This is a genomic window from Duganella sp. BJB1802 (genome assembly GCF_013369445.1).
Lineage (GTDB): Bacteria > Pseudomonadota > Gammaproteobacteria > Burkholderiales > Burkholderiaceae_D > Rugamonas > Rugamonas vulcania_A.
Genome location: NZ_JABWEF010000006.1, coordinates 129,619 through 148,973 on the forward strand (window position 1 = coordinate 129,619; position 19,355 = coordinate 148,973).

The following is a 19,355-nucleotide window of genomic DNA, read 5'->3' on the forward strand; positions in this document are numbered from 1 at the left end:
GTAAAATCTCCGTATGAGAATCCTGATCAGTAATGACGACGGCTACCTGGCGCCGGGCATCAACGCGCTGGCGCAGGCCCTTGCACCCATCGCCGACATCGTGGTCGTGGCGCCGGACAGCAACCGCTCCGGCGCCTCCAATTCCCTGTCGCTGGACCGGCCGCTGTCGGTGCAGCAGGCGGCTAATGGTTTCTATTTTGTCAACGGCACGCCCACCGACTGCGTGCACGTCGCGCTGACCGGCATGCTGGACTACAAGCCCGACCTGGTCGTGTCCGGCATCAACAACGGCCCCAACATGGGCGACGACACGCTGTATTCCGGCACCGTCGCCGCCGCCACCGAGGGCTATCTGTTCGGCATCCCGTCGATCGCCTTCTCGCAGGGCGCCTACGGCTGGGAGCACATCGACGACGCAGCCCGTCACGCGCGCGACATCATCGAGCGCTATTATCAAACGTTGCCGGCGCCGTATCTGCTGAACGTCAACATCCCGAACCGACCGTACGATCAGTTGACCGCGCCGGTGGCCACCCGGCTGGGCCGGCGCCACCAGGCCGAGCCGGTGATACGGGCCAGGGATCCGCGCGGCAAGGAAATCTTCTGGATCGGCCCGCCGGGCGCGACCAAGGACGCGGGGGAAGGCACGGATTTCCATGCCTGCGCCCAAGGCCGGACCTCGATCACGCCGCTGCAGATCGACCTGACCCACAAAACTCAACTCGATGCACTGGCAAAGGCCCTGGCATGACCGACAAGAACCGTAGCTTTCCCCTCCCGCTATCCTCGGTAGTCGACAAGGGGGCCAAGAAGGCGACGGTGTTCGCGCCGGTGGCCACGCCGCAGACCGCCACCCAGAACGCGGCCCGCCATGTACCGCCCCAGCACGGTTATTCCACTGCGCGGCCGGTGGCGGCGCCGTCCAAGTCGCACAGCTACGCCATGGAGCGGGCGCAGCCGGTGCCGGCCCCGGCGCCGCGCGGCAATCCGCTGGTGTCGGACGCGGTGCGCCGCGCCATGGTGCAGCGTATCGCCAAACAGGGCGTCAAGGACCTGGCGGTGCTGGGCGCGATGGAGAGCGTGCCACGCCATATGTTCATGGACGAGGCGCTGGCCTCGCAGGCCTATATCGACGCCTCGCTGCCGATCGGTCACCACCAGACCATCTCCCAGCCCTACATCGTCGCGCGCATGATCGAGGTGATGCGCAACGGCGGCCCGCTGCAGCGGGTGCTGGAGATCGGCACCGGCTGCGGCTACCAGGCGGCGGTGCTGTCCTGCGTGGCGCAGGAGGTGTATTCGATCGAGCGCATCAAGCCGCTGCACGAGCTGGCCAAGGCCAATCTGCGCCCGCTGCGCGTGCCGAACCTGCGTTTGCATTACGGAGATGGTATGCTTGGCCTGCCGCAAGCGGCCCCGTTTGACGGTATCATCCTGGCCGCGGCCGGCCTGGAGGTGCCACAAGCACTGCTGGAACAGCTGACCATAGGCGGCCGTCTGGTGGCGCCGGTGGGCGCCCGCGCGCAGCACCTGGAATTAATTACACGCACCGGCAAGGCGGAGTGGGCCAGCGTTACGCTGGAAGATTGCCACTTCGTCCCGCTGCGTCCGGGCACGATATGACGTGTCCGTACCCTTAGACTAAGATGAGAATGACAAACAAAAGTAACTTGCTCGCATTGAGCTTTGCGCTCGCTTTATTGAGCGCTTGCAGCACCACCCCGAACCAGGCGCCGGTTGTCGACCGCAGCCCTCCGCCGCCAGTCAAGCCCGCCACCCCCAGCGAAACGGCGCAGATCGCCCGCGACGAGCGCGGCCTGTACACGGTCAAGAAGGGCGACACGCTGATCCGCATCGCGCTGGAATACGGCCAGAACTACCGCGACCTGGTGACCTGGAACAACCTGTCCAATCCGAACGACATCAAGGTCGACCAGGTGCTGCGCGTGTTGCCGCCGGACAGCGCGTCCAACGGCGTGCAGACCGGCGCCATCGTCATGCCGCCGGCGGAAAAAACGCCGCCACCGCCGCCGGTGGTCAAGAAGACCGAGCCGAAGGGCGAGAAAAAACCGTACTCGGAGAGCGCGCTGGCCGAGTTGCAACGCGCCGACGGCAATGGCAACGGCAAGGCTGAAGCCAGCGTCAAGCCTGCCCCGGCGCCGTCGCCCGCCGTGACCACCGCGCCGCCTGCCGCGGCCGCGGTCGCCGCCAGCGCCGAGGATGAAAAACTGAGCTGGATGTGGCCGTCCGAAGGCCGCGTCGTCGCCACTTTCGACGAAGGCAAGAACAAGGGTGTGGACATCGCCGGCAAGGCGGGCCAGCAAGTCGTGGCTGCCGGCGCCGGAAAAGTGATGTACGCCGGCAGCGGCATCCGTGGTTATGGTAATCTCGTTATTGTGAAGCACAGTAATAGCTTGTTGTCGGCCTATGCCCACAATCGCACCATTGTGGTCAAGGAAGGCCAGAGCGTGAACAAGGGACAAATGATTGCCGAGATGGGCGATTCCGATGCCGATTCCGTCAAGCTGCACTTTGAAATCAGGCAGCAGGGCAAGCCGGTCGATCCGTCCAGATTCCTGCCTAACCGGTAGCTGAGCCATGACACAGACGCCGCACGATTCGATGGATGACGACTCGGCCCCGGACGAATTCCCGGACGAGAGCAATGATGATGTCGCCATCGAATCAGCGGATGGCGAGGCGGGGGCCGTCGAGCCGGGCGCGGTGCTCGAAAGCGTCGATGAACTGAAAAAAGTGCTGGCGGCCGAGCTGTCGACCGACACCACCCAGCACTACCTGAACCAGATCGGCACCCGTCCGCTGCTGACGGCGCCGCAGGAAGTGCACTACGCCACGCTGGCCAAGGCCGGCGACTTCTCCGCCCGCCAGACCATGATCGAGCACAACCTGCGGCTTGTGGTCTCCATCGCCAAGCACTACATCAACCGCGGCGTGGTCCTGCTCGACATGATCGAGGAGGGCAACATCGGCCTGATGCGTGCCATCGACAAGTTCGAGCCGGAGCGCGGCTTCCGCTTCTCCACCTACGCCACCTGGTGGATACGCCAGAGCATCGAGCGCGCCATCATGAACCAGGCGCGCACGGTGCGCCTGCCGGTGCACATGGTGCGCGAGCTGAACCAGATCCTGCGCGGCAAATACCACCTCGAAGCCCAGCACCACAACGGCAAGGACGCCACCGCCGAGGACATCGCCGAGCTGGTCGGCCGCCCGGTGGAGGAGGTGCAGGACATCCTGGCCTTGTCCGAGCACGCCACCTCGCTCGATGCGCCGCTGGACAACGATCCGCAATCGTCGCTGATGGACATGCTGCCAGGCGACGCCGAGGACAGCCCGGACGCGCGCGCCGAGCACCACGAAATGACGCTGCTGGTGCGCGACTGGCTGACCAAGCTGCCGGACAAGCAGCGCATCGTCATCATGCGCCGCTTCGGCCTCGACAACGACGATCCGGCCACGCTGGAAACGCTGGCCGAGGAAATGGGCGTCACCCGCGAACGCGTGCGCCAGATCCAGCAGGAAGCGCTGGTCAAGCTGAAACGGGCCATGGCTGCGCGCGGCGTGGTGCGCGATTCCCTGCTGTAGTCTCTTCCCATTCTGCTATCATGTCGGCCCCGGCATATGCGTGCCGGCGCTAGCCATTCCCTTTTTGAATTGAACGTTATGCAAGAAAATACTATCTTCATCAAGTCGCTCGACATGGACGCCCGCGGCGTCGGCCATCTGGAAAATGAAGACGGCTCCCAAGGCAAAGTAGTGTTCGTCGAAGGCGCCTTGCCGGGAGAGACGGTCCGCTTCACCACGTTCAAGAAGAAGAAAAACTGGGAAATGGCGCGCATGGACGAGCTGCTGCGCGAATCGCCGATGCGCGTCACGCCCAAGTGCCCGCACTTCGACATGTGCGGCGGCTGCTCCATGCAGCACCTGGAGCCGACCGCGCAGGTGGCGATCAAGCAGCGCGTGCTGGAAGACAACCTGCAACACATCGGCAAGGTGCGCCCGCTGACGGTGATGCGCCCGATGTACGGCCCGACCTGGGGCTACCGCTATCGCGCGCGCCTGTCGGTGCGCCACGTGGCCAAGAAAAACACCGTGCTGGTCGGCTTCAAAGAAAAGCGCTCGATCTTCGTGGCCGACATCCAGAGCTGCCAGATCCTGCCCAAGCACGTGTCGGACCTGCTGCTGCCGCTGCGTGCGCTGATCGGTTCGCTGACCCTGTTCGACCAGGTCCCGCAGATCGAAGTGGCGATCGGCGAAGGCGTGACCGCGCTGGTGCTGCGCATCATGTCGCCGCTGGGCGCCGGCGACGACGTCAAATTGAAGGCCTTCGCCGACCAGCATCAGGTGCAGTTCTGGCTGCAGACCAAGGGGCCGGAAACGGCAGCGCCATACTACCCGCTGGGCCCCGAGCTGTACTACCTGCTGCCAGAGTTCGGCATCAAGATGCCGTTCAAGCCAGTCGACTTCACGCAGGTGAATCACTACATCAACCGCGTGCTGGTGGTGAAGGCGCTGCGCCTGCTGGAAGTGCAGCCGGAAGACCGCGTGGCCGACCTGTTCTGCGGCCTGGGCAACTTCACGCTGCCGCTGGCGACGCAGGCGCGCGAAGTGGTCGGCATCGAAGGCGCGACCTCGCTGACCGAGCGCGCGCTGGACAACGCCAAGGCCAACGGCCTGTCGGACAAGACCACGTTCTACACCCGCAACCTGTTCGAGGTGACGGCCGACGACCTGATCGCGCTGGGCAAGTTCGACCGCATGCTGATCGACCCGCCGCGCGACGGCGCCATGGCGCTGAGCGAAGCGCTGGTGGCGTTGAGCCAGACCCGCGCCGACCTGCTGCCCAAGCGCATCGTCTACGTCTCGTGCAGCCCGTCCACGCTGGCGCGCGACGCCGGCATCCTGGTCAACGCCGGCTACGTGCTCGACAAGGCCGGCGTGGTCAACATGTTCCCGCACACCTCGCACGTCGAATCGATGGGCGTGTTCAACCTCGCCTAAACACTGGGGTCAAGTCTGACATTCGGACACGAGCTCAATAGTAGGCCGCGCCTACTATTGAGCTCGTGTCCGAATGTCAGACTTGACCCCACCATAAAAATAAAAAAAGCCGGCGCTGGGCCGGCTTTCTATGGGGTGGCTGCTACTTAGTCGCGGCTGCCGCCGAAGATGCCCAGCAGGCGCAACAGGTTGACGAAGATGTTGTACACGTCCAGGTAGATGTTCAGCGTGGCGCGGATGTAGTTGGTCTCGCCGCCGTTGATGATCTGCTGCACGTCGTACAGGATGTAGGCCGAGAAGATCGCCACGGCGATCACCGAAATCACCAGCGACATGGCCGGGATGTGCAGGAAGATGTTGGCCAGCGAGGCCAGCAGCAGGACGATGACGCCGGCGAACAGCCACGTGCCCATGCCCGAGAAGTCGCGCTTGGAGACGGTGGCCACGGTGGCCAGCACCGCGAACACGGTGGCCGTGCCGCCGAACGCCGTCATGATCAGGAAGGCGCCATTGGTGTAGGCGCGCAGCGTGAACGACAGGATGGGCGTCAGCATCAACCCCATGAAGAACGTGAAGCCCAGCAGCAGGGCCACGCCCACGCCGGAATCCTTGTTCTTTTCGATGCCCCAGATGAAACCGAAGGCGACGGCCAGGAACAGCAGGCTCATCAGCCCGCCGCTCAGTGGCAGCTGCAGGCCTACGCCCAGCACCGCGCCAAAGATGGTCGGCACCATGGACAGCGCGAGCAGCCAGTAGGTGTTGCGCAGCACAGCGTGCTGGACCGAACGGCTTCCCGCCAGGTCGTAGGTGTTTTGCATGTTGTTCATAAAGAACCTCCTTCAGAGTGATTCGAATACCGCTTGCCAAAAGCATAGCACGCCGGGGTAAAAATGCGCAAAATTGCCCCCAATACCCGCTTAAAGATGGCTTAATCTGGCCATCCTCCCAATATTTACCCGCCTGGGCGGCAAATATGGCCGGTCTTGCAAGCTTATCTATGCCTGATTCTCGGTATATGGGGTGTTCTATGGTAAAATCAAAGGTTGATTGAGTTATCAATTTTGTTTTAAACCTTTCTTTTTATTGGAGTTTTTTAAATGGCAATCGAACGCACCCTGTCGATCATCAAACCAGACGCAGTCGCTAAAAACGTAATCGGCCAAATCTACAGCCGTTTCGAAGGCGCTGGCCTGAAGATCGTTGCCGCTCAGATGAAGCAGCTGTCGCGTGAAGAGGCCGAAGGCTTCTACGCCGCCCACAAAGAGCGCGGTTTCTTCAAGGACCTGGTTGACTTCATGGTCTCCGGCCCAGTCATGATCCAGGCCCTGGAAGGCGAGAACGCAGTTCTGAAGAACCGCGAACTGATGGGCGCCACCGATCCTAAGAAGGCTGAAAAAGGCACCATCCGCGCCGACTTCGCCGACTCGATCGATGCCAACGCTGTTCACGGTTCCGACGCTGTCGAAGCTGCGGCAGTTGAAATCGCTTACTTCTTCGGTAAGTAATTTTTAGTAGATCCGTTTCCGCGCCGCGGTGCGGAAACGGAATAAATGATTAGTACTGTTTTGAACCTGAATATGAACGCACCTCTGACCAACTTGCTGGACTTCGATCCCGCGCAGCTCATCGCCTATTGCGCCGAGTTGGGAGAGAAGCCGTTCCGCGCCAAGCAACTGCAGCGCTGGATCCACCAATTCGGCGCGTCGGATTTCGACAGCATGACCGATCTGGCCAAGTCGCTGCGCGACAAACTGAAAACCCGCGCCCACGTCACGGCGCCGGCCATCATCAGCGACCACACGTCCACCGACGGCACCCGCAAATGGCTGGTCGACGTCGGCAACGGCAACGCGGTCGAAACCGTGTACATCCCGGAAGAGAACCGCGGCACGCTGTGCATCTCCACCCAGGCCGGCTGCGCCGTCAACTGCCGCTTCTGCTCGACCGGCAAGCAGGGCTTCTCGCGCAACCTCACCGTGGGCGAGATCATCGGCCAGCTGTGGATGGCGGAGTTCGAACTGCGCCGCACCAAGGGCATCGAGCCCGGCCCGAAGGGCGAGCGCCAGATCACCAACGTGGTCATGATGGGCATGGGCGAGCCGCTGCTGAACTTCGAGCCGACCGCCACCGCGCTCAAGCTGATGTTGGACGATAATGCCTACGGCCTGTCGCGCCGCCGCGTCACGCTGTCCACCTCCGGCGTGGTGCCGATGATGGACAAGCTGTCGCAGGAAGTGCCGGTGGCATTGGCCGTCTCGCTGCACGCGTCGAACGACCCGCTGCGCGACAGCCTGATCCCGCTGAACAAAAAATACCCGCTCAAGGAGCTGATGGCCGCCTGCAAGCGCTACCTGGAATTCGCGCCGCGCGACTTCATCACCTTCGAGTACTGCATGCTCGACGGCGTCAACGACTCCGACGAGAACGCCCGCGAACTGCTGGCCCTGGTGCAGGACCGCGAGTTCGGCGTCAACTGCAAGTTCAACCTGATTCCATTTAATCCGTTCCCGGAATCGGGCCTGCTGCGCTCCAAGAACCCGCGCATCAAGGCCTTCGCCCAGATCCTGGTCGACGGCGGCATCGTCACCACCATCCGCAAGACGCGCGGCGACGACATCGACGCCGCCTGCGGCCAGCTGGCCGGCGAAGTCCAGGACCGCACCAAGGTGGCCCAGCGCATGGAGAAGATGGCCGAGTACCAGCAAAAATTCGGCGCCAACTTCGGCAAGATCGTGGAGATCCGTTCCTGATGACCTTCCTGGCGCAGCGGAGCCGGCTCAGTCTCGCCGCCTTGTGCGCGGCCGGGGCGCTGGCCGGCTGCGCGTCGCCGGGACCTGAACGCGGCAAGAGCGGCCAGGCCGAGCTGACCACGGTGTCGGACCAGACCGCGGCCCAGCGCAAGGTGGAGATCCGCATGCAGCTGGCGGTCGGCTACTACGAGCAGGGCCAGTACCCGTTCGCGCTGGACGAAGTCAAGCTGGCGCTGGCCGCCGACCCGAATTACGCCGACGGCTACGGCATGCGCGGCCTGATTTACCAGGCGATGGGCGAGACCGGGCTGGCGGAGGACAACTTCGTGCGGGCCCGCAAACTGGCGCCGGCCAATCCGGATTTGGCCAACAATTACGGATCCTTCCTGTGCCAGTCCGGCCGGGTGGCCGAGGCGCTGCCGCTGTTCGACGCCGCCCTGGCCAACCACGCCTACCGTTCGCCGGCCAACGCCGCGAACAACGCCGGTTCCTGCGCATTGAAGATCAAGGATTACGCCAGCGCGGAGCGTTATCTGCTGCAAGCCTTGCAGTTGACGCCCGACCTGCCGGCCACCAACGCCAATCTGGCGCGGGTTTATTTTGAAAAGCGCGATTATATCCGCGCCAATTTCTTCATTACTCGTTTGAACAAGGTGGCAAAGATGGAGAGCCTGACGGCCGATGTGCTGTGGCTCGGGATTAAGGTGCAGCATAAGCTGGGCGACACCGGTGCGGAAGCTGGCTGGGCGACGCAATTGCGCCGCCACCACCCCGGTTCGGCCGAGTATGCTGCTTATCAACGTGGGGCGTTTGATGAGTGAAACAGGGATACCAATGAATTCAGAGTGGGCAGAACCGCCAAAGGACCAGGGCAGCAGCCTGGCCACGCCCGGAGCACAACTGGCGGCCCAGCGCGAAGCGATGGGACTGACGGTCGAACAGATAGCCGACCAGCTGAAACTGGCGCCGCGCCAGGTCAAGGCGCTCGAAGCGGGCGACTACGCCGCGCTGCCCAACATGGCCGTGGTGCGCGGTTTCGTGCGCGCCTACGCCAAGGTCGTGAAGATCGACGCCACGCCGCTGGTGGCGATGATCGAAGTGATCTCGCCGACCAGCCATGAGGCGGCGCCGCCGCGCAAGGAAATCGCGGCCACCTTCACCGAGTCGCGCTTCCCGTCGATGACCGGCCGTTCGTCAACTCCCACGGCGTGGCTGGTGGGTGCCGCGGCCGTGGTGGTGGTTGCCGCCGCCGGCGCGTACGCCTACCAGGCCGGCCTGATTCCGGCCACGCTGTTCCAGCGCGCGGAGAAGGAAGCGCCGGCCAGCGCGGCCGCCGAGGCCTCCAAGCCGGCCGACGTTGCCGTCGCGCCGATCGAGACCACGCTGGTCAAGCCGGGCCAGGAGACGGCGCCGTTGCAGTCGCCAAGCGTGCCGCTGATTTCCGTGCCGCCGCAAGGCGGGACGAGCAACGACGCCGCGCCGGCCGCCGCGCAAACGACGCCGCCGGCCGCCGCGCCAGCGCCGGCTCCTGCGACGCCCGCTCCGGCCGCGCCGGTGGCCCAGGTATCGCCGCCAGCCGCCGCGCCGGTCGCCGCCAGCGGCAGCCAGCTGGTGCTGAAGGTGACGCAGGATTCGTGGGTGGAGATCCGCCGCCCTGGCACGACGCCGCTGATTTCGCGCCTGGTCAAAGCCGGCAGCACCGAGACCTTCGACATCAAGGATCCGGCGCTGCTCATCGTCGGCAAACCGGGCGGCGTGGAAGCGACGCTGGGCGGTGCGCCGCTGGCGCTGCCGCCGGTCGCCGGCGGCACGATCTCGCGCGTGAACATCAAATAAACGAGTACGAATAGAACGATCATGTCTTCAACGCAAACAGCTATTCCTTCGGGACCGTCGAATCGCCGCGCCAGCCGCAGCGTGCTGGTCTCGCACGGCCAGCGCAAGATCTGGGTGGGCGGCGACGCCCCCGTGGTGGTGCAGTCGATGACCAATACCGACACCGCCAACGTGATCGAGACCGCCATCCAGATCAAGGAACTGGCGCGCGCCGGTTCGGAGCTGGTGCGCCTGACGGTGGACCGTCCCGAGGCGGCGGCGGCGGTGCCCTACATCCGCGAGCAGCTGGACAAGATGGAGATCGACGTGCCGCTGGTCGGCGACTTCCACTACAACGGCCACACGCTGCTCAACGAGTATCCCGACTGCGCCAGGGCGCTGTCGAAGTACCGCATCAATCCGGGCAACGTCGGCAAGGGCGCCAAGCGCGATACGCAATTCGCGCAGATGATCGAAGTGGCCGCGCGCTACGACAAGCCGGTACGCATCGGCGTCAACTGGGGCAGCCTGGATCAGGCGCTGCTGGCCCGCATCATGGACGAAAACGCCGGCCGCGCCGAGCCGTGGTCCGCGCAGGCGGTGATGTACGAGGCGCTGATCACCTCCGCCATCGAGAACGCCGTGCGCGCCGAGGAACTGGGCCTGGGCCGCGACAAGATCATCCTGTCGTGCAAAGTCTCGGGCGTGCAGGATTTGATCGCCGTGTACCGCGAACTGGCCAAGCGCTGCGACTATCCGCTGCACCTCGGCCTGACCGAGGCGGGCATGGGCAGCAAGGGCATCGTCGCCTCGACCGCCGCGCTGTCGGTGCTGCTGCAGGAGGGCATCGGCGACACCATCCGCATCTCGCTGACGCCGGAACCGGGCGGCGACCGCACCAAGGAAGTGGTGGTCGGCCAGGAGATCCTGCAGACCATGGGCCTGCGCAAATTCACGCCGATGGTGATCGCGTGCCCGGGTTGCGGCCGCACCACCTCGACCACCTTCCAGGAACTGGCCGACAACATCCAGACCTATCTGCGCGACCAGATGCCGGAATGGAAAAAGACCTATCCGGGCGTGGAGGCGATGAACGTGGCCGTGATGGGCTGCATCGTCAACGGTCCTGGCGAATCGAAGCACGCCAACATCGGCATCAGCCTGCCGGGCACCGGCGAATCGCCGGCCGCGCCGGTGTTCGTCGACGGCGCCAAGTTCGCCACGCTGCGCGGTGAGCGCATCGTCGAAGAGTTCCAGGAAATCGTACTGAATTACGTGAAAAAGAACTACAGCAAAGAATATGTCCAAAACTGAAAAAATCACCGCCGTCAAAGGCATGAACGACATCCTGCCGACCGATTCGCATCTGTGGCAGCTGTTCGAGAACACCGCGCAATCGGTGGTGCAGAGCTATGGCTTCCAGCAGGTCCGCACGCCCATCGTGGAAAACACCGCGCTGTTCTCGCGCGCCATCGGCGCCGTGACCGACATCGTGGAAAAGGAAATGTACTCGTTCGAGGACTCGATGAACGGCGACAAGCTGACCCTGCGCCCTGAAGGCACGGCCGGCGTGGTGCGCGCGGTGATCGAGCATAACCTGGTCTACGAAGGTCCGAAGCGCCTGTGGTACACCGGCCCGATGTTCCGCCACGAGCGTCCGCAGCGCGGGCGCTATCGCCAGTTCTACCAGTTCGGCTGCGAAGCGGTCGGCTTCAACGGCCCGGACGTCGACGCCGAAATGATCATGATGTGCCGCCGCTTGTGGGATGACCTGGGCCTGGAAAACATCCGCCTCGAACTGAACTCGATCGGCGACGCCGAAGAGCGCGCGCGCCACCGCGTCGACCTGATCGCCTACCTGGAAAAGCACGAGGACATCCTCGACGCCGAAGCCAAGCGCCGCCTGCACAGCAACCCGCTGCGCATCCTGGACACCAAGAACCCGGCGATGCAGGAGATGGTCAACGCCGCACCTAAGCTGCTGGAGTACCTGGGCGAGGAATCGCTGGCCCACTTCAACGGCGTCCGCAAGATCCTCGACCACAACAACATCCCGTACGTGATCAACCCGCGCCTGGTGCGCGGCCTCGATTACTACAACCGCACCGTGTTCGAATGGGTGACGGACGCACTGGGCTCGCAGGGCACCGTGTGCGCCGGCGGCCGTTACGATCCGCTGATCGCCTCCTTCGGCGGCAAGCCGACGCCCGCCGTCGGTTTCGCGATGGGCATCGAGCGCCTGCTGGAGCTGATGAAGGAAGCCGGCGAGCCGGACGCGCCCGACCAGTGCGACGTCTACCTGGTGCACCAGGGCGAGGCCGCGCAGCTGCAGGCCTTTGTGCTGGGCGAGCGCCTGCGCGACGCCGGCCTGGACGTGGTCATGCACGCCTCGACCGCGAACGGCCCTGGCAGTTTCAAGACGCAGATGAAAAAAGCCGACGGCAGCGGCGCGACCTTCGCCGTCATCATCGGCGAGGACGAAGTGGCCAACCACACCGCCAGCGTCAAGGCGATGCGCGGGGAAGAGGGCGCCCAGCAGCAGTCGACGGTGCCGTTCGACGACGTCGTCGATTTCGTGGTCGACCAGATCACCGACAGCGGCGACCATCACCATCACGTGCACGACGAGCATTGCAATCACTAAGCCGTTTTTTTATAACCTATAACGAGTAGACGAACTGACATGGCATACGATCTCGAAGAACAAGAACAAATCGCGACCCTCAAGGCGTGGTGGGACAAATACGGCAACCTGACCTCGTGGGTGCTGATTGCCGGCCTGGCCGCGTATTCGGGTTTCGTCGGCTGGAATAAATACCAGGCCAACCAGGCCGCGCAAGCGTCGGCGCTGTACGACGAGCTGCAATCGGCGGTGGAAGCGAAGGACAACGCCAAGGTGCTGCGCGCCGCCGGCGATATGGAGAGCAAATTCGGCGGCACCGCCTACGCCTCGATGAGCGCACTGACGGCGGCCAAGAGCAGCTTCGAAGCGAACGACGTGAAATCGGCCAAGGCCCAGCTGCAATGGGCGGTGGAACACGGCGGCGACGAGTTCAAGGCCGTGGCCAAGGTGCGCCTGGCCGGCCTGCTGCTGGACGAGAAAGCCTATGACGAAGCGCTGAAGGTGCTGGCCGGCGAAGTCGCGCCGCAGTTCGCCGGTTCGGTGGCCGACCGCAAGGGCGACGTGCTGGCCGCGCAGAACAAGCTGACCGAAGCCCGCGCCGCCTACCAGGCCGCGCTGGAAGCGACCGACAAGAAGAACCCTGGCCGCCAGCTGATCCAGCTGAAACTGGAAGCCATCGGCGGCTCCGTGCCGGCCGCCAAGGACGCAGCGTAATTCATCGGCGCCGGCCGCTGCCGGCGCCTCCAGATCAAGGTTAAAAAATGCGTATTACCGAAAAAGTTATTGCTGCAAGCGTGTTTGCGATGTTGGCCGGTTGTTCCTTGTTCTCGTCCAAAGATACCAAGAACCAGCCGGCGCCGCTGGTGGAACTGAAGGGCGGCACCACGCCCAAGACGGTCTGGAAATACTCGATCGGCAAGGCCGGCACCGCCGTCTTCACGCCTGCGCTGGTGGGCGACAGCCTGTACGTGGCCGACGCCGACGGCGCGCTGGCGCGCCTGAACGTGGCCACCGGCAAGGAGCAATGGCGCGTCAAGACCGGCTCCGACCTCACGGCCGGTGTCGGCAGCGACGGCGAAGTGATCGTGGTCGGTGGCGTCAAGGGCACCATCCTGGCGTTCGACGCCAACGGCAAGCCGCTGTGGAAGGCCCAGGCGACCAGCGAAGTGCTGTCGTCGCCGGTGGTGGGCGGCGGCGTGGTGGTGGTGCGCAGCGTCGACAACCAGATCACCGCGTACGAAGCCAAGACCGGCGTCAAACGCTGGACCGTGCCGCGCGTGACGCCGGCCCTGACCCTGCGCAACGCGCCGGGCATGGTCGTCAACGGCCCCAATGTGTACGTGGCCCAGCCGGGCGGCAAGCTGCTGTCGCTGACCCTGGCCACCGGCCTGCAGCGCTTTGAAGTGGTGGTCGGCGAACCGCGCGGCGCCACCGAGCTGGAACGCGTCACCGACATCGCCGGCACGCCGGTGATCATGGAAAAAGATGTCTGCGCCGTGTCCTACCAGGGCCGCGTGGCCTGCTTCGACGCCCTGACCGGCGCGCCGCACTGGAGCAAGCCCGCTTCGTCCGACGTCGGCGTGGCGGTGGACCAGCGTTTTGTATTCGTCTCCGACGACAAAGGCGAAGTTGCAGCCTACAGCCGTGAAAACGGCAGCAACGCCTGGAAGAACGACAAGCTGGCCTACCGCCGCCTGTCGACGCCAGTCTCCTACGGCCGCGCAGTGGCCGTCGGCGACTACCAGGGTTACGTCCATCTGCTCTCGCGGGAAGATGGCGCACTTATAGGTCGCGCCGCGACCGATGGCAGCCCGATTCAATCGGATCCTGTCATCGCCGGCACGAATTTGATTTTCCAAACCCAATCAGGGACAGTGACCGCTCTCGCGGTCGAGTAAAAAATGAAGCCGGTAATCGCACTAGTGGGTCGACCCAATGTAGGGAAATCGACCTTGTTCAATCGTCTGACCCGCTCGCGCGACGCGCTGGTGGCGGACTTGCCTGGGTTGACGCGAGATCGTCACTATGGCGAGGGCCGTGTCGGCGAACGTCCCTTCCTCGTCATCGACACGGGCGGCTTCGAGCCGGTCGCCAAGGAAGGCATCATGCATCAGATGGCGCTGCAGACCAAGCAGGCCGTGGCCGAAGCCGACATCGTCGTCTTCCTGGTCGACGGCCGCCAGGGCCTGACGCCGCATGACAAAACCATTACCGACTTCCTGCGTAAAAGCGGCCGTCCGGTCATGCTGGTCGTGAACAAGTCGGAAGGCATGCGCTACACCGCCGTCGTCGCCGACTTCTACGAGCTGGGACTGGGCGAGCCGTACTCGATCTCCTCGGCCCACGGCGACGGCGTCGCCGACCTGGTGGAGGAGGCGCTGGACCTGGCCTTCGCCCAGCGGCCGGAAGATCCGGAAGAACTGGAAAAGACCGACCACGGCATCAAGATCGCGCTGGTCGGCCGTCCGAACGTCGGCAAGTCCACCCTGATCAACACCCTGGTGGGCGAAGAGCGCGTGATCGCCTTCGACATGCCGGGCACCACCCGCGACTCGATCGAGATTCCGTTCGAGCGCGAAGGCAAGCAGTACACGCTGATCGACACCGCCGGCATCCGCCGTCGCGGCAAGGTGTTCGAGGCGATCGAGAAATTCTCGGTCGTCAAGACGCTGCAATCGATCTCGGAAGCGAACGTGGTCGTGCTGATGCTCGACGCGCAGCAGGACATCTCCGAGCAGGACGCCCACATCGCCGGCTTCGTGCTGGAGACCGGCCGCGCGCTGGTCATCGCCGTCAACAAGTGGGACGGCCTGCGCAGCGACGAGCGCGACGAGATCAAGATCGACATCGACCGCAAGCTGGACTTCCTGTCCTTCGCCAAGATGCACTTCATCTCGGCGCTGAAGTCGCAGGGCATCGGCCCGCTGATGAAGTCGGTGGACGCGGCCTACGCCGCCGCCATGTGCAACCTGTCGACGCCGAAGCTGACCCGCGCCCTGATCGAGGCCGTGGAGAAGCAGGAGCCGCGCCGCAAGGGTTCGATCCGTCCGAAGCTGCGCTACGCGCACCAGGGCGGCATGAATCCGCCGGTGATCGTCATCCACGGCAACGCCCTGGACGCGGTCGGCGAGCCGTACAAGCGCTATCTGGAAAAGCATTTCCGCGACACCTTCCAGCTGGTGGGCACGCCGCTGCGCATCGAACTGCGCACCGGTAAAAATCCATTCGCAAAAACACAGTCGAAATAAGCGGTTTTTTTTGCAGGTGCGCCCTGCAAAAAAGGCAAAAACAGGTTACAGTGGCTTAGAAGCACCATTCCCGGCTTGGCGAACGGTGTTTCAGCGAAAATTGTTTGACTTTCGCTGGGCCACGTACTTGAAATTAAGCGTTTCGCCTCCAATTCCAACACAACAACATAAAATGGAGCTGTTATGAGCAACAAAGGGCAACTGTTACAAGACCCATTCCTCAATGCCTTGCGCAAAGAGCATGTTCCTGTCTCGATCTACCTGGTCAACGGCATCAAGCTGCAGGGCCATATCGAATCGTTCGACCAGTACGTCGTACTGCTGCGTAACACCGTGACCCAGATGGTCTATAAGCACGCCATCTCCACCGTGGTACCGGCACGCGCCGTCAACCTCAACATTGAATCCGACGCGGAATAAGCGCTTGCAACACCGCTTCTTTTCAACTCACCCAGCCTTGACCGTCGTATGCGCGCAGCCCTAGTCGGTATCGATTTCGGTCAAGGCGACTTCGCCGCCAGCGTCGAGGAACTGAACCTGCTGGCCCGCTCGGCAGGTGCGGAACCGGTGACGACGATCACGGCCAAGCGTTCCTCACCGGACGCCGCCTATTTCGTCGGCAGCGGCAAGGCCGACGAGATCGGCCTTGCCGTGCAGGATCACGGCATCGAAATCGTCATCTTCAATCACGCCTTGTCGCCTGCCCAGCAGCGCAACCTGGAAAAGCGCCTGAACATCCGGGTGCTCGACCGTACCAGCCTGATACTCGACATCTTCGCCCAGCGCGCCGCCTCCCACGAGGGCAAGCTGCAGGTGGAGTTGGCTCAGCTGCAGCATCTGGCCACGCGCCTGATCCGCGGCTGGACCCACCTCGAGCGTCAAAAGGGCGGTATCGGTTTGCGCGGCCCCGGCGAAACCCAGCTCGAGACCGACCGCCGGCTGATCGGCGAGCGGGTCAAGGCCCTGCGCGCGCGCCTGGACAAGCTGCGCAAGCAGCATGAAACCCAGCGCCGTTCGCGCGGCCGCAGCCAGACGTTCTCGGTGTCGCTGGTCGGCTATACCAATGCCGGCAAGTCGACGTTGTTCAACGCCGTCACCAAGGCCGGGGTTTATGTCGCCGATCAATTGTTCGCCACGCTGGACACCACCTCGCGCCGCGTCTACATGGGCCAGGAAGTGGGCAACGTGGTGATCTCGGACACGGTCGGTTTCGTGCGCGAGCTGCCGCACCAACTGGTGGCGGCGTTCCGCGCCACGCTGGAGGAGACCATCCACGCCGACCTGCTGCTGCACGTCGTCGACGCCTCGTCGCCGGTGCGCATGGAGCAGATCGAGCAGGTCAACCTGGTGCTCAAGGAAATCGGCGCCGATCACATCCCGCAGATCCTGGTGTGGAACAAGATCGACGCCGCAGGGCTGGAGCCCTCGGTCGAGCGGGATGAATATGATAAGATTTCCCGCGTTTTCCTCAGCGCGCGCACCGGTCAAGGACTGGACCTTCTGCGCGGCGCCATCGTCGAATGGGCCAAGAGCGCGCCGGGTGCCCGGCTCAACCAGGCCTATGACACCGGCGGGGAAACCGACGAAGAAGCAGGCGAAGAAGCAGCGGAGCCGGATAGCAGTCCCACCCTTACTCATGTCGGATCACACTAATGCGTGTCTCGTCACTTATGAAACGTCTCGGCTTGAAGCTGTCGCTGAACGATCCCCGCTGGGGCTCGGACAAGCAGGACCGCAAGCCGCAAGCCAATGAAGGCAAGAAGCCCGGCGAAGGGCCGCCCGACATGGAGCAGCTGTGGCGCGATTTCAACCAGCGCCTGAACAGCTTCTTCGGCCAGAAGAACCGTCCCGACGGTAATGGCGGCGGCAGCGGCGGCAATGGTGGCGGTCGTCCCGACCTGGCCGGCATGCGCGCCACCGCCGGCGCGATCGGCGCGGTGATCGCGCTGATCTGGCTCGCCAGCGGCTCGTTCATCGTGCAGGAAGGCCAGACCGGCGTGGTCTACACCTTCGGCAAGGTCAGCCACATCACCGGTTCCGGTTTTAACTGGCGCTGGCCGTATCCGTTCCAGAGCGACGAAACCGTCAAGGTCTCGCAGATGCGTATGGTGGAAATCGGCTACCGCAAGGACCTCAAGAACAAGCAGGCGCGCGAATCGCTGATGCTCACCGATGACGAGAACATCATCGACATCCAGTTCGCCGTGCAGTTCAAGCTCAAGGACCCTGTGGCCTGGCTGATGAACAATCGCGACGAAGAGGAAACCGTGCGCCAGGTGGCAGAGACCTCGATCCGCGAAATCGTCGGCAAGAACAAGATGGACTTCGTGCTGTACGAGGGCCGCGACAAGGTCGCCCTCGAAACCCAGCAGCTGATGCAGCACATCCTCGACCGCTACGCCTCCGGCGTGCTGATCTCGAACGTGACCCTGCAGGCGGTGCAGCCGCCGGAGCAGGTGCAGATCGCCTTCGACGACGCCGTCAGGGCGGGGCAGGACCGCGAGCGCCAGAAGAACGAAGGCCAGGCCTACGCCAACGACGTGATCCCGCGCGCGCGCGGCAGCGCCTCGCGCCTGCTGGAGGAGGCCGAAGGCTATCGCTCCATGATCACCGAGAACGCCACCGGCAACGCCTCGCGCTTCAAGCAGGTGTTGGCCGAGTACCAGAAGGCGCCGGGCGTCACGCGCGACCGCATGTACCTGGAAACCATGCAGCAGATCTTCTCCAGCGCCAGCAAGGTGATGGTCGACGCCAAGTCCGGCAGCAACCTGCTGTACCTGCCGCTGGATAAATTGATCGCCCAGGCCGCGGCCACCGACAGCGCCGCCGCCGCGGCCCGCGCCGCCGCGCAGGCCGCCGCCTCGCCGTCGTCCGCGCTGCCGGCCGAAGTGATGCCGCAGGTGGAAGTCAGTCGCCAGCGCGATTCGCGCGCCCGCGATGCCTTACGTGAACGGGAGGGTCGTTAATGAACCGCATAGCCAGTACCCTCATTGCGGCCTTCGTCGCGTTCCTGCTGCTGTCGTCCACCATGTTCGTGGTCGACCAGCGCCGGTACGCCATCGTGTTCGCGCTGGGCCAGATCAAGGAAGTGATACGCGAGCCGGGCCTGCACTTCAAGCTGCCGCCGCCGTTCCAGAACGTGGTCTACCTCGACAACCGCATCATGACCATCGAGACGCCGGACGCCGAGCGCTTCATCACGGCCGAGAAGATGAACATCCTGGTCGACAGCTTCGTCAAGTGGCGCATCGGCCGCGCCGAGAACCAGCCCAAGCTGTACTACGTGACCTTCGGCGGCGACGAGGGCCGCGCCCGCGACCGCATGTCGCAGATCGTCAAGGCGGCGCTGAACGAGGAAATCACCAAGCGCACCGTGGGCGAGGTGATCTCCGGCCAGCGCGGCAAGGTGATGGAATCGATCCGCTCCAAGGTGGTGGCGGAATCGGCCCAGATCGGCGTCGAGATCATCGACGTGCGCCTCAAGCGCGTGGAGTATGTCGAGCAGATCAACAACTCGGTGTACGAGCGCATGAAGGCCGAGCGCACCCGCGTGGCCAACGAGCTGCGGTCGACCGGCAACGCCGAATCCGAGAAGATCCGCGCCGACGCCGACCGCCAGCGCGCCGTGATCCTGGCCGAGGCCTACCGCGACGCCGAGCAGATCCGCGGCGAGGGCGACGCCAAGGCCTCGGCGATCTACGCCGAAGCGTTCGGCAAGAACCCGGAGTTCTACAAGTTCTACCGCAGCCTGCAGGCCTACCGCGAAACCTTCAAGAACCACGGCGACGTGATGGTGATGGATTCGAGCTCGGACTTCTTCAAGTACTTCAAGAGCTCCGGCGCCGCCGGTCCTGCCGCCGCCCCCGCCAAAAAATAAGTTGTATAGCCATTTCCGCC

At 63.9% G+C, this 19,355-nt stretch carries 19 protein-coding genes; 18 read left to right on the plus strand and 1 reads right to left on the minus strand.

The window, feature by feature from the left end:
• Positions 1-13 precede the first annotated feature (13 nt).
• The 5 genes from surE to rlmD all read left to right on the plus strand — a co-directional run bounded on the left by surE (position 14) and on the right by rlmD (position 5,022).
• A complete protein-coding gene (gene surE, locus HUX88_RS11755; RefSeq protein ID WP_117015797.1) occupies positions 14-751 on the plus strand; it encodes a 5'/3'-nucleotidase SurE in 738 nt (245 codons plus the stop codon).
• Positions 748-1,623: a protein-L-isoaspartate(D-aspartate) O-methyltransferase gene (locus tag HUX88_RS11760; RefSeq protein WP_117015798.1), complete on the plus strand. Its 876-nt coding sequence runs from the start codon at positions 748-750 to the stop codon at positions 1,621-1,623. The genes surE and HUX88_RS11760 overlap by 4 nt, the downstream gene beginning before the upstream one ends.
• A 29-nt stretch (positions 1,624-1,652) precedes the next feature.
• Positions 1,653-2,591, plus strand: a complete 939-nt coding sequence (locus tag HUX88_RS11765; RefSeq protein ID WP_117015799.1) for a peptidoglycan DD-metalloendopeptidase family protein — start codon at positions 1,653-1,655, stop codon at positions 2,589-2,591.
• Positions 2,592-2,598: 7 nt separating this feature from the next.
• A complete protein-coding gene (gene rpoS / locus HUX88_RS11770) occupies positions 2,599-3,606 on the plus strand; it encodes an RNA polymerase sigma factor RpoS (RefSeq protein ID WP_117015800.1) in 1,008 nt (335 codons plus the stop codon).
• Positions 3,607-3,684: 78 nt separating this feature from the next.
• Positions 3,685-5,022: a 23S rRNA (uracil(1939)-C(5))-methyltransferase RlmD gene (gene rlmD / locus HUX88_RS11775; protein WP_176361898.1), complete on the plus strand. Its 1,338-nt coding sequence runs from the start codon at positions 3,685-3,687 to the stop codon at positions 5,020-5,022.
• A gap of 146 nt (positions 5,023-5,168) precedes the next feature.
• Here rlmD and HUX88_RS11780 read toward each other — a convergent pair whose 3' ends face one another.
• The gene (locus HUX88_RS11780) at positions 5,169-5,849 is read right to left on the minus strand and encodes a Bax inhibitor-1/YccA family protein (RefSeq protein ID WP_117013349.1); all 681 of its coding nucleotides are present in this window, start codon (positions 5,847-5,849) and stop codon (positions 5,169-5,171) included.
• A 270-nt stretch (positions 5,850-6,119) separates the two neighbouring features.
• On the opposite strand from HUX88_RS11780, the gene ndk reads away from it, so the two are divergent.
• The 13 genes from ndk to hflC all read left to right on the plus strand — a co-directional run bounded on the left by ndk (position 6,120) and on the right by hflC (position 19,335).
• A complete protein-coding gene (gene ndk / locus HUX88_RS11785) occupies positions 6,120-6,527 on the plus strand; it encodes a nucleoside-diphosphate kinase (protein ID WP_090314593.1) in 408 nt (135 codons plus the stop codon).
• A 72-nt stretch (positions 6,528-6,599) separates the two neighbouring features.
• On the plus strand, positions 6,600-7,772 hold the full coding sequence (gene rlmN / locus HUX88_RS11790) for a 23S rRNA (adenine(2503)-C(2))-methyltransferase RlmN (RefSeq protein ID WP_117013802.1): 1,173 nt from the start codon (positions 6,600-6,602) through the stop codon (positions 7,770-7,772).
• On the plus strand, positions 7,772-8,593 hold the full coding sequence (pilW, locus tag HUX88_RS11795; protein WP_176361899.1) for a type IV pilus biogenesis/stability protein PilW: 822 nt from the start codon (positions 7,772-7,774) through the stop codon (positions 8,591-8,593). Before rlmN ends, pilW begins: the two co-directional genes overlap by 1 nt.
• Before the next feature lie 13 nt (positions 8,594-8,606).
• On the plus strand, positions 8,607-9,608 hold the full coding sequence (locus tag HUX88_RS11800) for a helix-turn-helix domain-containing protein (protein ID WP_176361900.1): 1,002 nt from the start codon (positions 8,607-8,609) through the stop codon (positions 9,606-9,608).
• A 21-nt stretch (positions 9,609-9,629) separates the two neighbouring features.
• Positions 9,630-10,901, plus strand: coding sequence for a flavodoxin-dependent (E)-4-hydroxy-3-methylbut-2-enyl-diphosphate synthase (ispG, locus tag HUX88_RS11805; protein ID WP_176361901.1), 1,272 nt, complete (start codon positions 9,630-9,632; stop codon positions 10,899-10,901).
• Entirely contained in the window at positions 10,888-12,231 is a 1,344-nt protein-coding gene (hisS, locus tag HUX88_RS11810; RefSeq protein WP_161083458.1) for a histidine--tRNA ligase, read from the plus strand. The genes ispG and hisS overlap by 14 nt, the downstream gene beginning before the upstream one ends.
• Before the next feature lie 39 nt (positions 12,232-12,270).
• Positions 12,271-12,924, plus strand: a complete 654-nt coding sequence (locus tag HUX88_RS11815; protein WP_176361902.1) for a tetratricopeptide repeat protein — start codon at positions 12,271-12,273, stop codon at positions 12,922-12,924.
• Positions 12,925-12,971: 47 nt separating this feature from the next.
• Positions 12,972-14,108, plus strand: coding sequence for an outer membrane protein assembly factor BamB (bamB, locus tag HUX88_RS11820; RefSeq protein WP_176361903.1), 1,137 nt, complete (start codon positions 12,972-12,974; stop codon positions 14,106-14,108).
• A 3-nt stretch (positions 14,109-14,111) separates the two neighbouring features.
• Positions 14,112-15,458, plus strand: a complete 1,347-nt coding sequence (gene der, locus HUX88_RS11825; RefSeq protein WP_117013356.1) for a ribosome biogenesis GTPase Der — start codon at positions 14,112-14,114, stop codon at positions 15,456-15,458.
• 183 nt (positions 15,459-15,641) lie between these two features.
• A complete protein-coding gene (gene hfq / locus HUX88_RS11830; protein WP_117013357.1) occupies positions 15,642-15,878 on the plus strand; it encodes an RNA chaperone Hfq in 237 nt (78 codons plus the stop codon).
• Between the two features lie 48 nt (positions 15,879-15,926).
• Positions 15,927-17,111, plus strand: a complete 1,185-nt coding sequence (hflX, locus tag HUX88_RS11835) for a GTPase HflX (protein WP_117013358.1) — start codon at positions 15,927-15,929, stop codon at positions 17,109-17,111.
• 17 nt (positions 17,112-17,128) lie between these two features.
• The gene (hflK, locus tag HUX88_RS11840) at positions 17,129-18,424 is read left to right on the plus strand and encodes an FtsH protease activity modulator HflK (protein WP_229219302.1); all 1,296 of its coding nucleotides are present in this window, start codon (positions 17,129-17,131) and stop codon (positions 18,422-18,424) included.
• Entirely contained in the window at positions 18,424-19,335 is a 912-nt protein-coding gene (gene hflC, locus HUX88_RS11845; RefSeq protein ID WP_176361905.1) for a protease modulator HflC, read from the plus strand. The genes hflK and hflC overlap by 1 nt, the downstream gene beginning before the upstream one ends.
• Positions 19,336-19,355: the final 20 nt, after the last annotated feature.

Excerpts from the sequence above, each read along its gene's own strand:
- HUX88_RS11760 (WP_117015798.1), top strand. The coding sequence starts at position 748 with ATGACCGACAAGAACCGTAGCTTTCCCCTCCCGCTATCCTCGGTAGTC.
- ispG (WP_176361901.1), top strand. The coding sequence starts at position 9,630 with ATGTCTTCAACGCAAACAGCTATTCCTTCGGGACCGTCGAATCGCCGC.
- der (WP_117013356.1), top strand. The coding sequence starts at position 14,112 with ATGAAGCCGGTAATCGCACTAGTGGGTCGACCCAATGTAGGGAAATCG.
- HUX88_RS11765 (WP_117015799.1), top strand. The coding sequence starts at position 1,653 with ATGACAAACAAAAGTAACTTGCTCGCATTGAGCTTTGCGCTCGCTTTA.
- HUX88_RS11815 (WP_176361902.1), top strand. The coding sequence starts at position 12,271 with ATGGCATACGATCTCGAAGAACAAGAACAAATCGCGACCCTCAAGGCG.
- hflX (WP_117013358.1), top strand. The coding sequence starts at position 15,927 with ATGCGCGCAGCCCTAGTCGGTATCGATTTCGGTCAAGGCGACTTCGCC.
- rlmD (WP_176361898.1), top strand. The coding sequence starts at position 3,685 with ATGCAAGAAAATACTATCTTCATCAAGTCGCTCGACATGGACGCCCGC.
- bamB (WP_176361903.1), top strand. The coding sequence starts at position 12,972 with ATGCGTATTACCGAAAAAGTTATTGCTGCAAGCGTGTTTGCGATGTTG.
- hisS (WP_161083458.1), top strand. The coding sequence starts at position 10,888 with ATGTCCAAAACTGAAAAAATCACCGCCGTCAAAGGCATGAACGACATC.
- rlmN (WP_117013802.1), top strand. The coding sequence starts at position 6,600 with ATGAACGCACCTCTGACCAACTTGCTGGACTTCGATCCCGCGCAGCTC.
- hfq (WP_117013357.1), top strand. The coding sequence starts at position 15,642 with ATGAGCAACAAAGGGCAACTGTTACAAGACCCATTCCTCAATGCCTTG.
- HUX88_RS11800 (WP_176361900.1), top strand. The coding sequence starts at position 8,607 with ATGAATTCAGAGTGGGCAGAACCGCCAAAGGACCAGGGCAGCAGCCTG.
- hflK (WP_229219302.1), top strand. The coding sequence starts at position 17,129 with ATGAAACGTCTCGGCTTGAAGCTGTCGCTGAACGATCCCCGCTGGGGC.
- hflC (WP_176361905.1), top strand. The coding sequence starts at position 18,424 with ATGAACCGCATAGCCAGTACCCTCATTGCGGCCTTCGTCGCGTTCCTG.
- HUX88_RS11780 (WP_117013349.1), bottom strand. The coding sequence starts at position 5,849 with ATGAACAACATGCAAAACACCTACGACCTGGCGGGAAGCCGTTCGGTC.
- surE (WP_117015797.1), top strand. The coding sequence starts at position 14 with ATGAGAATCCTGATCAGTAATGACGACGGCTACCTGGCGCCGGGCATC.
- pilW (WP_176361899.1), top strand. The coding sequence starts at position 7,772 with ATGACCTTCCTGGCGCAGCGGAGCCGGCTCAGTCTCGCCGCCTTGTGC.
- ndk (WP_090314593.1), top strand. The coding sequence starts at position 6,120 with ATGGCAATCGAACGCACCCTGTCGATCATCAAACCAGACGCAGTCGCT.
- rpoS (WP_117015800.1), top strand. The coding sequence starts at position 2,599 with ATGACACAGACGCCGCACGATTCGATGGATGACGACTCGGCCCCGGAC.